The sequence below is a fragment of the Couchioplanes azureus genome (assembly GCF_014648355.1).
Taxonomy (GTDB): Bacteria; Actinomycetota; Actinomycetes; order Mycobacteriales; family Micromonosporaceae; genus Actinoplanes; species Actinoplanes azureus.
In genome coordinates, this window is record NZ_BMQY01000009.1 from 211,474 (window position 1) to 224,668 (window position 13,195).

A 13,195-nucleotide genomic window follows, 5' to 3' on the forward strand; every position below is an offset into this window, starting at 1 on the left:
ACGACGATGACGACCGACGACGACAACCGGCCGACGCGGCGGCGGGTGACGCTGACCGGCATCAGTTCCCGGGCGTGGGAGCATCCCGCCGACCGCGGCGCGCTGACGGCCCTGCGTGAGCTGCGGGGTTTCGACGACGTCGTGAAGGCGTTCTTCGGCATGTGGAACGAGCGCGGATTCCGCCTGCAGTTCCTGGCCGGTGCCATCCGGGTCGACCACCGTCAGTATCCGCGGGTCTACCAGCGTTTCACCGAGGCGGCCTCGGCCCTCGACGTCGCCGAGCTGCCCGAGCTGTACGTCAGCCAGGAACCCGTGATCAACGGGCAGGCGATCGGCATGGACAAGCCGTTCATCGTGATCACCTCCGCTGCCGTGGAGAAGCTGGACGACGACGAGCTGCGCGCCCTGCTCGGTCACGAGGTCGGCCATGTCCGCAGTGGCCATGCGGTCTACAAGACGATCATGATGATCCTGACCCGGTGGGCCGCCAACCTGAGCTGGCTGCCGGTCGGGGCGATCGCCCTGCGCGCGATCATCGCGGCGATGTTCGAGTGGTGGCGCAAGGCCGAGCTGTCCGCGGACCGCGCGGGCCTGCTCGCCGGTCAGGATCCGGCGGCCTCCACGCGGCTGCTGATGAAGCTGGCCGGCGGCGGCGACCTCTCACAGATCGACACGGCCGCGTTCCTGGAACAGGCCGCCGAGTACGAAAGCGGCGGCGACCTGCGCGACAGCATCCACAAGCTGGGCATGACCGCGTGGAGCAGCCATCCCGTACCCGTCGCGCGCGCCGCCGATCTGCGCAAATGGATCGATTCCGGCGCGTACGGACGCATCCTCGGCGGCGACTACCCGCATCGCGACTCCGACGGCGACGCCTCGGTCACCGAGGACGTCAAGGCGGCCGCCGACTCGTACCGGCAGACCTTCAGCACGTCCCAGGATCCGCTGGTCGGCCTGCTGCGCAAGCTCGGCGACGGTGCCACGGACCTGGCCGGATCGGCGGTCCGCGGCGCTCGTGACTGGGCCTCCAGCGCCGGCCGTCGGCGCGGCGAGGACCCGCCACCACCGCCGAACTGACGCACCCGCCCGGTTGTCCACAGGCCCGCGAAGTGGCCCGCCACCCGCCCGGACCACAGGCCTAGGATCAGGGCATGAGCCTCACTGAAGACGAACTGCGCGCCGCGATCGCGCGGGAGCTGCCCGGTGTCCGCGCCGATCTCGAACGGCTGGTCCGCATTCCGGGGATCGCGTTCGACGGCTTCGACCACTCGCACGTCGAGCGGTCCGCGGAGGCCGTCGCCGAGCTGCTGCGCGGGTGCGGGCTCGAGGTGCAGATCGTCCGGGCCGGCGCGGGCCACCCCGCCGTCATCGGCCGCAGGCCCGCGCCGCCCGGGGCTCCGACGGTCCTGCTCTACGCGCACCACGACGTCCAGCCGGCCGGCGACCCCGCACTCTGGACCTCCGACCCGTTCGAGCCGGTCGAGCGCGACGGGCGGCTCTACGGCCGCGGCGCCGCCGACGACAAGGCCGGCGTGATGGCGCACGTCGCCGCGCTGCGGGCCTTCGGCGACGAGTTGCCGGTCGGGGTCGTGCTGTTCATCGAGGGCGAGGAGGAATACGGCTCCGACTCCCTCGACGAGCTCGTCCAGACCCACAAGGAGCTGCTGCGCTCCGACGTGATCGTGATCGCCGACTCGGGCAACTGGGACATCGGCGTGCCCGCCCTCACCACGTCCCTGCGCGGCCTGGTCAACTGCTTCGTCGAGGTCAGCACCCTGGAGAACGCCGTGCACAGCGGCATGTTCGGCGGGCCGGTTCCCGACGCGCTCACCGTGCTCTCCCGGCTGATCAGCACGCTGCACGACGAGGACGGCGAGGTCGCGGTCGACGGTCTGATCGGTCGCGAGGGTGCCACGGTCGACTACCCGGAGGACCGCCTCCGCCACGAGGCGGGCGTCCTCGACGGCGTCAAGCTCCTCGGCAGCGGCCGGCTCACCGACCGCATCTGGACCAAGCCGTCGATCGCGGTGCTCGGCATCGACGCCCCGCGCACCAGCGAGGCGGCCAACGCCCTGGTGCCCAAGGCCAAGGCCAAGCTGAGCGTACGGCTGGCGCCCGGCGACGACGCGGTCTCCGCCTATGCGGCCGTCCGCGCGCACCTCGAGAAGTACGTGCCGTGGGGCGCCCACGTGGAGGTGACGTTGGAAAGCGGCGGCGCCCCGTGCGTGATCGACGCGACCGGCCCGGCGTTCGACGCCGCCCGTGCCGCGTTCACCACCGCCTGGGACGGCGTCGCGCCGGTCGACATGGGGGTGGGTGGCTCGATCCCGTTCATCGCCACCTTCCAGGAGCTGTTCCCGCAGGCGGCGATCCTGGTCACCGGCGTCGAGGACCCCTATGCCGGGGCGCACGGGCCCGACGAGAGCCTGCATCTCGGCGAGTTCGCGCGGGTCTGCCTGGCCGAGGCCCTGCTGCTGCGCAACGTGGCAGAGCTGGAACGGTGACATGACGACCCCGGCCCCGGGCGGACCCCGGCAGAGCTGCGACGTACTGGTGGTGGGCGCCGGCCCCACCGGGCTGATGCTGGCGAACTGGCTGGTCAGACTCGGGGTCAGGGTGATCGTCGCCGACGGCAAGCAGGGTCCGACCCGCGAGTCGCGCGCGCTGGTGGTGCAGGCCCGCAGCCTCGAGGTGTACGACCAGCTCGGCATCGCCGACAAGGTCCTCGCGGCGGCACAGCGGGCCCGGGCCCTGTCGCCGGGCTTCGGCGGCCGGGTGTTCGGCCAGATCCCGCTGGGGCCGCTGGGCGATGGCCTCACGCCGTACCCGTTCATCGAGGTCCTGGAGCAGAGCCGCAACGAGGAGATCCTCTACGAGAACCTGCTGGCGCTCGGCGGCTCGGTCCGCTGGGGCGCCGCGGTGTCGTCGCTCGCGCCCGCGCCCGGCGACGATGGGTCCGTTTCGCCGTCCCCGGGCGGCGCGGGTGGCGTTGCGTCGTTGCCGGGCGGTGGTGGCGTCGAGGCGGTGGTCGGCGGTGAGACGATCACCGCGCGGTTCTGCGTCGGTGCGGACGGCGCCAACTCGATCGTCCGCAAGGCGCGCGGCATCGGTTTCGACGGCGTGACCAACCCGCACCTGTTCTACGTCATCGACGCGACTGCCGTCACCGGGCTGGTCGAGGACGCGATCAACGTGCGGCCGGGCACCGACGACTTCCTCCTCGGCTTCCCGATGACCGGAGGCGGCAACTGGCGGCTCATCGGCCTCGTCCGCGACGACGACGGCGACGGCACGGTGGGCGAGCAGGACGCCCGGGCCCGGATCCGCCGCGACTTCTCCGTCACCTATGGCGACGCCCGCTGGTTCGCCACCTACCGGGTGCACCACCGCGTCGCGGCGGCCTTCCGCCAGGGCCCGTTCTTCCTGGCCGGCGACGCCGCCCACGTGCACTCGCCGGTCGGTGGGCAGGGCATGAACACCGGCCTGCAGGATGCCCACAACCTGGCGTTCAAGCTCGCCGACGTCATCCACGGCCGGGCGGGTCAGTCGTGGCTCGACCGCTACGAGGCGGAGCGCCGGCCGGTGGCCCGTACGCTCGTCGCGACGACCGACCGCATCTTCGGCTTCATCACCTCACAGCGGGCGTCGCTGCGAGCGCTGCGCCGGGCGATCGTGCCGCTGCTGGCTCCGGTCGGCGTCCGCACGCTGCCGGGTTCGTCGGGCGGGTCGCGCCTGTTCCAGTACGTGTCCCAGACGCGCATCCGCTATCCCATGCTGCCGGACTCGCCCCGGGACGCCGTGGTGGGGCGGCGGCTGCCGTGGACGGGCGACAACTACGCGACTCTGCGGGCTCTGGAGTGGCAGATCCACACGTACGGCGGAGTGGGCTCCACACCGGACCTCGGCTTGCCGGTCCACGTCTTCGAGCCCGCTCCCCGGACGCCGCTGAAGCCCGAGTTGCTCTACCTGGTGCGGCCGGACGGCTTCGTCGCCGCGGCCGCGCCGCCGGAAGAGGCTGCGGAAGCGTTCCGCCGGGCCATGCCGTCGCGGATCTGATCGGGCAGAAGCGTTCGGCGCGGTGCCGTGTCGCGGTCGGACTGACGCGGTGCGTTCGCTCGGCCATGCCGTGCCGTGTCGCCGTCGGACTGACGCGGGCGTTCGCTCGGGCGTGCCGTGCTGCCGTCGGACTGATGCGGTGCGAGCGCTCGGCGGTAGGGAAACGTGGTGACCCAGATCTTCATCAAGCCCCCCCGAGGCGACCCGGCGCACCGCGCGATGGCAGTGAAAGCCGCGAATCGGTTCTGATCGCCCGCCCTGGGTTCACTTGATCGGATGAGTCGGCTGTGGAGCGGAGATCGTTCTTGATAGCATTCGAACATGAGTTCGAATGATGCCATCGAGGCGCTCCGCGCCGCCGGCAGTGCTCTGGGGGACGTCGACGTCTCCGGGTGGGACGACACTCTTCTCACCGACCAGCTCGCGGAGCTCTCCGCGGTCCTGTGCCAGCTCGACGCGCAGCTCAGCCGCGTCGCCGACGCCGTGCGAGCCCGTGGCTTCCGCATAGCGGAGCCGCTCGCCGCCTGATCTTCGTCCCTCTCTCAGGCCTGCCTCCGGCCGCGGACCCGTCACCCCTGGGTTGCGCGGAGACGGATCGGCAGGGAACGCCGCTGTGCCGGCCGGCCTTCGTCGCCACGGAGCCGGATGGCACAGCGGCGGACCACCGGGTCCTTGCCGACCCGGTGGTGGTCCGGGCCGGCCCGCATGTCCCAGACGGCCGGCCCGGCAGCCTTGTTCCGGGTCGGCTGCACCTCCCGGCCGGCCCGGCAGGCTTTCCGGGACCGGCCCGCATGGTGCTGACGGTCCGGGCAGCCGGCCCGGGTCCGGAAGGCCGGTCCGCAGGTTCCCGGGCCGTTCGACGTGTTTCACGGGGGAGCGCGTCTCGACGGCCCGGAAATTGTCGGAGGTGGCTGCCAGGATGAGTCCGTGCAGTTCTCGGACCTGGCAGCCACCTCGGCAGCCGTCACCGCCGTCTCGGGCCGCAAGGCGAAGATCGACCTGCTCGCCGACGCCCTGCGTCGCCTCGACCCCGGTGAGATCGCTCCCGGATCCGCCTACCTCGCCGGCGAGCTGCGGCAGCGGCAGACCGGCGTCGGCTATGCGAGCCTGCGAGATCTGCCCCCGCCCGCCGCCGCACCCAGCCTCACCGTCGCCGAGGTCGATGCGCGCATCGCCGAGATCTCCGTGGTCTCCGGTGCCGGTTCGCAGGCCCGCCGTCGTGAGCTGCTCAGCGCGTTGTTCGGCCGGGCCACCGCCGACGAGCAGCGGCACCTCGTCGGGCTCTTCGGCGGTGAGCTGCGCCAGGGCGCCCAGGCGGGCCTGCTCGCCGACGCGATCGGCCGGGCCGCCGAGGTGCCGGTCACCGCCGTCCGGCGGGCGCTGCTGCTCTGCGGCGACCTCAAGCAGGTGGCCGTCGCCGCCCTCGCCGGCGGTGCGCCCGCGCTGGCCGGGATCAGCTTGCGGGTCGGCACGCCGCTCAGCCCGATGCTGGCGAGCAGCGCTCCCGACGTCGGCGCGGCCCTGGAAGCGACCGGCTCGCCGGCCACCGTGGACGTGAAGCTCGACGGGATCCGCATCCAGGTGCACCGCTCCGGCGACGACGTGGCAGTCTTCACCCGCAGCCTCGACGACATCACCGCGCGGCTGCCCGAGGTCGTCGCCGCGGCCCGCGCGCTGCCCGCCGGCGACATCGTGCTCGACGGCGAGGCGATGGCCCTCGACGCCGCCGGGCGGCCCCGCCCGTTCCAGGAGACCTCCAGCCGGGCGGCGACCCGCGGCGCCCGCCGGGGTGCCAAGAACGGTGCGGCGGAGTTGCCCGCGCTCGTGCCGTTCTTCTTCGACGTGCTCCATATCGACGGCACCGACCTGCTGGACGAGCCGGGCCGCGTCCGCTGGGCGGCGCTCGCGGACGCGCTGCCGGCGGGGCTCATCGTCGGCCGCCGTACGGTCGAGACTCCGGAGCAGGCGCAGGAAGCCTTCGCCGCCGCGCTGGCCGCCGGCCAGGAAGGCGTCGTGATCAAGGCTCAGGAGTCGGCGTACGACGTGGGCCGTCGCGGCGCCGCCTGGGTCAAGGTGAAGCCCCGCCACACCCTGGACCTGGTGGTGCTGGCGGTCGAGTGGGGGCACGGCCGCCGCAAGGGGTGGCTGTCCAACCTGCACCTGGGTGCGCGCGACCCGCGGACCGGTGGCTTCGTGATGCTCGGCAAGACCTTCAAGGGCCTGACCGACGAACTGCTGCGCTGGCAGACCGAGCGCTTCAAGGAGCTGGCCGTCGACGACTCGGGCTGGGTGGTGACGGTCCGGCCCGAGCAGGTCGTCGAGATCGCGTTCGACGGGGTGCAGACGTCTCCCCGATACCCGGGCGGGGTGGCGCTGCGGTTCGCGCGGGTCCTCCGCTACCGCGACGACAAGCGAGCGGAGGAGGCGGACACGATCGACACAGTCAAAGCGATCGGCACCCCGGCGCCACCGGATGCCTGACGCCGGCGCATCCCGGCCCTTGACCGCGGCGTGTCCCGGCGTCTGATGGCGGCGTGTCGCGGCGTCTGGCGGCGGCGTGTCGCGGCGTCTGGCGGCGGCGTGTCGCGGCGTCCGGCGGCGGCGTGTTCCGGCGCCTGGCGGCGTCGCTGGATCGTGCGCGGTGCCCCTGTGGCCTCTGTCGGGGACGTCCAGGAACTGACCGCTGCTGCGGGATCGGGGTTACAGGGCGGCCAGCGATCTGACGTAGTTGACCTGCTGGTGGACGAACGTGACCTGTGCCTGGTCCGTCACCGGTATCCGGGCCACATACTGCCGGGTCCCGTTCGTCAGACTCACCTGCACCGTTCCCCGCGGGATCGTCACCTTGACCAGCAGGAACAGCAGGCTGAACACCGTGAGGACACAGAACCCCACGATCGACGCCACGATCGCCCAGGTCGGGATCTTCGTCTCGTGGTGCCAGTAGTCGCTGACCGTCCAGGTCGACCCCGCGAGCGGGATGTCTCCGGCCGGGGTGTGGACGACCGTGGACGTCACCCCCATGTCGCCGATCTGGACGATGACCGGGCCCGGCGCGGCCCACGCGTCCGAGGCGGGCACGGACGAGGCCAGCGGCGATGCGGGCGGCGGCGAAGCGGACGGAAATGAGACGGGTGGTGAGGCCGCCGGGGGATACGAGGCGGGCGGCGAGGAAGCGGGCGGAAACGAGGCGGGCGGTGGTGAACCGGGCGCCGGTGAAGTGGGCGGGAACGAAGCGGGCGGGGGCGGGGCGGGCACGCTCCACGGGTCGCTCGGGGCCGGATCCTGGGGGAACGTCACCCCCAAAACCCTAGCCGGGCACGAGAACACCCGAAAAGCCCAGCGGGCACCGGATCAGGACGGCGCGGCCCCGGCGCGCTGATCGGCCTCCTCCACCCGGTCCAGCCGCTTCTTCGGCGTGTCCCCGTGTGCCTCCTTGCGGGCCTGCCACCCGTACGCCAGGAGCGCCATCACCGCGAACGTCCACCACTGGACCGCGTAGCCGCCGTTCTGCCACGCGTCCTCGTGGTTGATCGGGATCGGGGAGTACCCCTCCGCCGGCTCGCTCTGCAGGATGTAGGCGCCGTACACGGGATAGGGAAGCTTTTCCGCCAGCCCGGGCAGCGCGATCCGGCGGGTGTCGATGCGGCCGTCCCGCTGCGTGATCGGCGCCGGGCGGCTCTCCGAGAGGTGGAGCCGGCCCACCACCGTCACCTCGCCCGCCGGGGGAGGGGGTGCCACCGGCGGGGACACCGCGTCGCCGTTGGCGGAGGGGACCCAGCCGCGGTCCACCAGCACCGCCGTCCCGTCGGTGAGGACCAGCGGGGTCAGGATCTCGAAGCCCACCTTGCTGCTGACCGTACGCCCGCGGGCCTGGATCTCGTGCGTGGCGTCGTACCGTCCCGTCACGGTGACCTTCGTCCACGCCTTGTCCTCGCCGGGCCGCTCGCCCAGCGTGCCCGTCGCGGTGGGCTTGGCCAGCACGGACGTCAGCGGCGCCGGTGGCGTCGCATCGGCGGCGTCGATGCGCTCGTTGACCGCTTTGCGCTCCTGGTACCGGTGGAGCTGCCAGTTGCCGAGGAACACCATGGCCACCGAGGCGGCCACGGTCAGCGCCGCCGCGGCGAGCCAGCGGGGGGTCAGCAGGAACCGGTACACGACCCGAGGCTACCGACGCGGGCTGGCGGTTGGCAGGTAGGGTGCGACTTCCGGCGGCCAATATCACGTCGGCGGCGTTTTCCGTATCCCCGAGGGAGCCACTGATGACCACCCAATCACGTCTGGTGGTGAGCGCCCCCTCGTCCGGGCACGGGAAGACCGCGATCGCGGTGGGGCTGCTGGCCGCCTGTGCCGCGCGAGGTGTGCCCGCGGCCGGCTTCAAGGTGGGCCCGGACCACACCGACGCCGCATACCTGGGTCTCGCCGCCGGCCGGCCCGGCCGCAACCTCGATCCCCGCCTGGTCGGCGCGCACCGCGTCGCCCCGCTGTTCGCGCACGGCGCGGCCGGCTCGCAGGTTGCCGTCATCGAGGGCGCGATGGGCCTGTTCGACAGCCTGACGGGCCAGCCCGAGATCGACGGTACGGCGGCGGTAGCGGCCGCCCTGCGCGCCCCGGTCCTGCTCGTCGTGGACGTCGCCGCGATGGGGCATTCGCTCGCCGCGCTGGTGCACGGCTTCCGGATGTTCGACGAGATGGTGCACCTCGGCGGCGTCGTGCTGAACCGGGTGGCGTCGCCGCGGCACGAGGAGATGCTGCGTACCGCCCTGGACGACATCGGGATGCCCGTGCTCGGCGCGCTCCGCCGCGGTGACCTGCCCGCGATCCTGCCGGCTCGCGCGCAGGGCCCGGTGCCGGTCGCCCACCGTACGGTGGAGGCCGTCCGCGCCGTACGCCGACTGGGTGAAATCGTCGCCGAAGCCCTGGATCTCGACCGCATCATGGCGCTGGCGAACACCGCTCCGGCGCTGCCCGGCGCGCCCTGGTCCCCGGCGGACGCCCTCGCCGAGGCCACCGGCGAACCACCGCTGCGGCCGGAGCACCGCCCGGTGATCGCCCTCGCCGGCGGTCCGGGCGCGCCGTACACGTACGTGGAGACCGCGGAGCTCCTGACGGCGGCCGGCGCCGACGTCGCGGTGATCGACCCGCTCCGTGACGAGGCCCTCCCGCCCGGGACCCGGGCCCTCATGATCGGCGCGGGCCTCCCGGAGGAGTACGCGGAGGAGCTCTCCGCGAACCGCCGCCTGTGCGCCGCCGTCGCGCAACTCGCCCACGACGGCGGCCCGATCATCGCCGAGGGGGTCGGCCTGCCCTGGCTGACCCGCGACTTCGACGGCCGCCCGATGTGCGCAGTCCTCGACGCGTCCGCGACGACGGCCGCCCAGACGGTGGCCGGCTACCGCGAGGCGACGGCGCCGGCCCCGTCCGCCCTCGCGCCGGCCGGGGTGCGGATCACCGGTTACAAGCAGCACCGCGCGATCGTCACGCCGCGTGCCGGGCAGGTTCCGGCGTGGACGTGGTCGGGAGGGCATCCCGAGGGCTTCGTCTGGCGGCAGGTGCACGCCTCGCAGCTGGGGCTGCACTGGGCGGGTGCGCCGGAGATCGCCCGCCGGGTCGTCGCAGCGGCGTTGCCGGTCGCGGTCCAGGCCCCGGCGACCGTGCAGGTCTCGGTTCCGGTACCGCCCGGGATGATCGCCGGTTCACCGGCAGGTCCGGCGGCCGCCGGCCAGCTGGGTGCCGCACCACAGAGTGCCGGGCCGTTGCATGCCGGTCCGCAGGGTGCCCGGCCGCAGGGTGCCGGTCCGCAGAGTGCCCGGCCGCAGAGTGCCGGTCCGCAGGGTGCCGGGCCGTCGGGCCCGGTGCCGGCTCAGCCGGCCTCTTCCCCCGCCGGCTCACCCGGCGACGACCCGGGCGAGGTCACCCTGTCGCTCTCGGCCGTGACACCCACCAACCCCTGACGGGTACGGCCGGAGTCCCGCTTCCGGAAGGTCGGTCTCCGCTCGTGGCGCACGGCGTGTCGGGGCTCGACACACCGTCCGGCAATTGTCGGAGAGCGGCTTTACGGTGGGAGGGTCAGCGAGAAGGGAGAACGGCCGTGGCAGATCGTGTGCCCCTGGACTTCGACCCGCCGGTCCGTCGGATCCGGGCACTGCTCTTCGGCGTCACCGACGAGCATCTCACCGCACCGACGCCCTGTCCCGAGTGGTCGGTCGGCGACCTGCTCGATCACCTGATGGGTCTCTGCTGGGCGTTCACCCAGGCGGCGCAGAAGAAGACCGACGCCGTCACCGCCTCGCCGCCGCCCCCGCCTTCCGCGGCGAACCTCTCGCCCCACTGGCGCAGCCGGCTCCCCGTGGTCCTCGAAGACCTCTCCACCGCCTGGAAGCAACCGACCGCCTGGGAAGGCACGGCCCAGGCCGGCGGCGTCACCATGCCGGCCGCCGCCATGGGCACCGTGGCGATCAACGAGCTCGTCATGCACGGCTGGGACCTGGCCCGCGCGACCGGCCAGGAATACGCCGTGGACCCGCGCATCCTCGAGCACCTGATCGAGTTCCTGTCCCAGGGCCCGGAGGAGGGCACCCCCGGCCTCTTCGGCCCCGTGATCGACACCGACGACGAGGCGACACTCCTCGACCACGCGGTCGCCCTCGCAGGCCGCAACCCCCACTGGCGCCCCGCCCCAGCCGCCCGCTGACAGATCCGGGCTCCACCATCCGGCCCACTCCTGGTGTGGCTCGGCGGCGCGTGCGCGAGGCGGCGCGCGGACGAGGCCGCCGGGTGGGCTCGGCCCGCGGACCAGAACGCCGGGTTCGGCTCGGCCACGCGCAGACCAGAACGCGGGTCCCGCTCGGCCTCGCGCGGACCAGAACGCCGGGTGAGGCCCAGCGGGGTGCGGAAGAGGCCGCGTCAGTCGCCGTCGCGCCAGTTGCCGTTGCCGTCGCCGTCGCCGTCGCGCCGGTCGTTGTTGTCGCGGTTGTCGTTGCCGTGGACCATTTCCGCGGGTGGTGGGGTGAACTTGGCCTTGGGGAGGCCCTTGAGGGCGTCCTTCAGCGTCTCCGCCACCGTGAACTTCGAGATCGTTCCCCGACTGGTTCCCACCGTGTTGTCCGGGTTGTCGGGATCGGCCACGAAGGCCGCCGCCGCCAGCTGCGGGGTGTAGCCGCAGAACCAGGCGCTCCGGTTGCTGTCCGTCGTCCCGCTCTTGCCGGCCACCGGCCGCCTCAGGGTCGCGTGCACCATCGGCGAGGTCGACCAGCCCCCGCAGCCTCCCTCGGCCGCGCCGTAGCCCGTCACGCAGCGGGCCGCGTCGGTCGCCGCCTGGGCCACCTGGGGGCTCAGCTCCTGGTGGCAGCGCGGCCCGGCGACCTTCTTGCCCTCGAACTCCAGGCTGGCCCCGTCCCGGGTGTTGATCATCTGGACCGGGATGGGCTGGCAGTACTTGCCCTCGGCCGCCAGGGTGGCGAAGACGTTGGCCATCTCGATGGGCGTCGCGTCGCTCACGCCGAGGGTGAACGCCCCCCAGCCGCTGGCGTGCTCGGGTCGCGCGTACTTCTGGTCGATCTCCGTACGCCACTTCAGGCCGAGCCGTTCCGCCATCCGGACCGCCTTCTCCGCGCCCACCTTCTGCTCGAGCTGGACGAAGTACGTGTTGACCGACTTGCCGAAGCCGCTCCACATGGTCTGCCGGCCGGTCATCGACTTGCTGGAGTTCTTCGGGCACCAACGGATGCCGCAGGTGGCCGGGCCCGGCGCGGTGATGTACTTCGTCACGAAGCGCTGCGGGGAGTAGAAGCTCGTGCTCAGCGGCATGCCCTCCTCCAGCGCCGCCAGCATGGTGAAGATCTTGAAGGTGGATCCGGCCTGGTAGCCGGCCATGTCGCCGCCGCCGAGGAGCGGGTTGACCGTGTTGGGGTAGTTGCCGCGGACCTGGTCGCGCCGGCGGCGGTCGCTGTGCTCGCCGTTGTCGCTCTGGTCCAGCGAGTAGCGGCGGTTCACCGCCATCGCCCTGATGCGGCCGGTGCCCGGCTCGATCACGACCTCGCCGTGGGCGTACACGCTGCGGCGCTTCTCCTTGTCCAGGATGTGCTTCATCGCCGACGCCTGGATCTTCGGGTCGAGGCTGGTGACCACCTTGTAGCCGCCGCGGCGCAGGTTGGCGAGGCGTTCCTGCGCGCTGGCGCCGAAGGCGGGCTGTTCCATCCACCAGTTGCGCAGGTAGTCGCAGAAGAAGCCCCAGTCGTTCTCCTCCTGGGGCACCGACACGCAGTCGTTCGGCGGCGACGTCAGGTTGAGCCTGATCTTCGCCTTCTGGGCCGACCGGGCCTGCGCCTGGGTGATCGAGCCCATCTCGAGCATCTGGTCGATGACGTAGTTGCGCCGGTCGGTCGCCGCGCGCTGGTCGTTGACCGCGGGGTCGTACGCCGAGGGTGCCTTGACCAGGCCGGCGAGCAGGGCCGCCTCGGTCAGGCTCAGGTCCCTGGGCGTCTTGGAGAAGAAGACCTCCGAGGCCGCGAAGATTCCGTACGCGCGGTGCCCGAAGTACGCCGAGTTCAGGTACCGCTGCAGGATCTCCTGCTTCGAGATGCGCTGCTCCAGTTCGATGGCGAGGCGCATCTCGCGCAGTTTGCGCTCGGTGGTCTGCTCGGTGGCCTCGAGCGCCTCCTTGGGCGTCTTCGCGCCGTCGCGCAGGGCCATCCGTACGTACTGCATGGTCAGCGTCGACGCGCCCTGCGAGACGCCGCCGGCCTGCTGGTTCGCGACGAAGGCGCGGGCGACGCCCTTGGGGTCGACGCCGTTGTGCTGGTAGAACCGGGTGTCCTCCGAGGCCACGATCGCGCTCGTGATGAACGGCGACATGTCCTCGATCTTGGTCGGCTTGCGGTGCTCCTCGTAGAACATGGTGAGCAGCGTCTTGCCGTCCCTGGCGTACACGTAGGTGGTCTGCGCCGACGGCACGACCGTGAGCTGCTCGGGCATGCTCTGCAGGGCGTCCGCACCGGTCTTCGCCCCGACGCCGGCGAGGGCGACCAGCGGGAAGAGCAAGCCGGCGATCGCAAGTCCGGCGATGAGTCCGGCCCGGATGAGCGGGGCGAGTCGTCCAGCTTTGGCGAGTCCGGTCTTCGTCACCCTTCGAAGGTAT

11 protein-coding genes are annotated in these 13,195 nt (G+C 72.5%); 8 read left to right on the forward strand and 3 right to left on the reverse strand.

The features are described 5' to 3' along the window. Nucleotides 1-6 precede the first annotated feature (6 nt). The 5 genes from IEY99_RS27505 (at nucleotide 7) to IEY99_RS27525 (ending at nucleotide 6,537) form a co-directional block, all read left to right on the forward strand. Nucleotides 7-1,077, forward strand: a complete 1,071-nt coding sequence (locus IEY99_RS27505; protein ID WP_189206985.1) for a M48 family metallopeptidase — start codon at nucleotides 7-9, stop codon at nucleotides 1,075-1,077. Between the two features lie 74 nt (nucleotides 1,078-1,151). Beyond that, nucleotides 1,152-2,504 carry a dipeptidase gene (locus IEY99_RS27510; RefSeq protein ID WP_189206986.1) on the forward strand — a complete coding sequence of 451 codons (1,353 nt, stop codon included), beginning with the start codon at nucleotides 1,152-1,154 and terminating at the stop codon, nucleotides 2,502-2,504. Nucleotide 2,505: 1 nt separating this feature from the next. Then, nucleotides 2,506-4,056 (forward strand): FAD-dependent monooxygenase, encoded by a 1,551-nt coding sequence (locus IEY99_RS27515; RefSeq protein ID WP_189206987.1) that lies wholly within the window; start codon nucleotides 2,506-2,508, stop codon nucleotides 4,054-4,056. A 321-nt stretch (nucleotides 4,057-4,377) separates the two neighbouring features. Next, nucleotides 4,378-4,584, forward strand: a complete 207-nt coding sequence (locus tag IEY99_RS27520) for a hypothetical protein (protein ID WP_071808124.1) — start codon at nucleotides 4,378-4,380, stop codon at nucleotides 4,582-4,584. A gap of 399 nt (nucleotides 4,585-4,983) precedes the next feature. Next, nucleotides 4,984-6,537, forward strand: coding sequence for an ATP-dependent DNA ligase (locus tag IEY99_RS27525; RefSeq protein WP_189206988.1), 1,554 nt, complete (start codon nucleotides 4,984-4,986; stop codon nucleotides 6,535-6,537). Between the two features lie 219 nt (nucleotides 6,538-6,756). On the opposite strand, the gene IEY99_RS27530 is transcribed toward IEY99_RS27525, so the two are convergent. Beyond that, nucleotides 6,757-7,080: a hypothetical protein gene (locus tag IEY99_RS27530; RefSeq protein WP_189206989.1), complete on the reverse strand. Its 324-nt coding sequence runs from the start codon at nucleotides 7,078-7,080 to the stop codon at nucleotides 6,757-6,759. Here IEY99_RS27530 and IEY99_RS27535 point away from each other — a divergent pair. Beyond that, on the forward strand, nucleotides 7,064-7,438 hold the full coding sequence (locus IEY99_RS27535) for a hypothetical protein (protein WP_189206990.1): 375 nt from the start codon (nucleotides 7,064-7,066) through the stop codon (nucleotides 7,436-7,438). The genes IEY99_RS27530 and IEY99_RS27535 overlap by 17 nt on opposite strands. On the opposite strand, the gene IEY99_RS27540 is transcribed toward IEY99_RS27535, so the two are convergent. Further along, complete coding sequence (locus IEY99_RS27540) at nucleotides 7,411-8,214, reverse strand: SURF1 family cytochrome oxidase biogenesis protein (RefSeq protein WP_189206991.1); 804 nt, start codon at nucleotides 8,212-8,214, stop codon at nucleotides 7,411-7,413. The two genes, IEY99_RS27535 and IEY99_RS27540, sit on opposite strands and share 28 nt — an antisense overlap. A 104-nt stretch (nucleotides 8,215-8,318) precedes the next feature. Here IEY99_RS27540 and IEY99_RS27545 point away from each other — a divergent pair, with 104 nt between their 5' ends. Beyond that, nucleotides 8,319-10,010, forward strand: coding sequence for a cobyrinic acid a,c-diamide synthase CobB (locus IEY99_RS27545; RefSeq protein WP_229799298.1), 1,692 nt, complete (start codon nucleotides 8,319-8,321; stop codon nucleotides 10,008-10,010). A gap of 137 nt (nucleotides 10,011-10,147) precedes the next feature. After that, nucleotides 10,148-10,750, forward strand: coding sequence for a TIGR03086 family metal-binding protein (locus IEY99_RS27550; RefSeq protein WP_189206992.1), 603 nt, complete (start codon nucleotides 10,148-10,150; stop codon nucleotides 10,748-10,750). Nucleotides 10,751-10,962: 212 nt separating this feature from the next. On the opposite strand, the gene IEY99_RS27555 is transcribed toward IEY99_RS27550, so the two are convergent. Beyond that, nucleotides 10,963-13,182, reverse strand: a complete 2,220-nt coding sequence (locus tag IEY99_RS27555) for a transglycosylase domain-containing protein (protein ID WP_189206993.1) — start codon at nucleotides 13,180-13,182, stop codon at nucleotides 10,963-10,965. Nucleotides 13,183-13,195 lie beyond the last annotated feature (13 nt).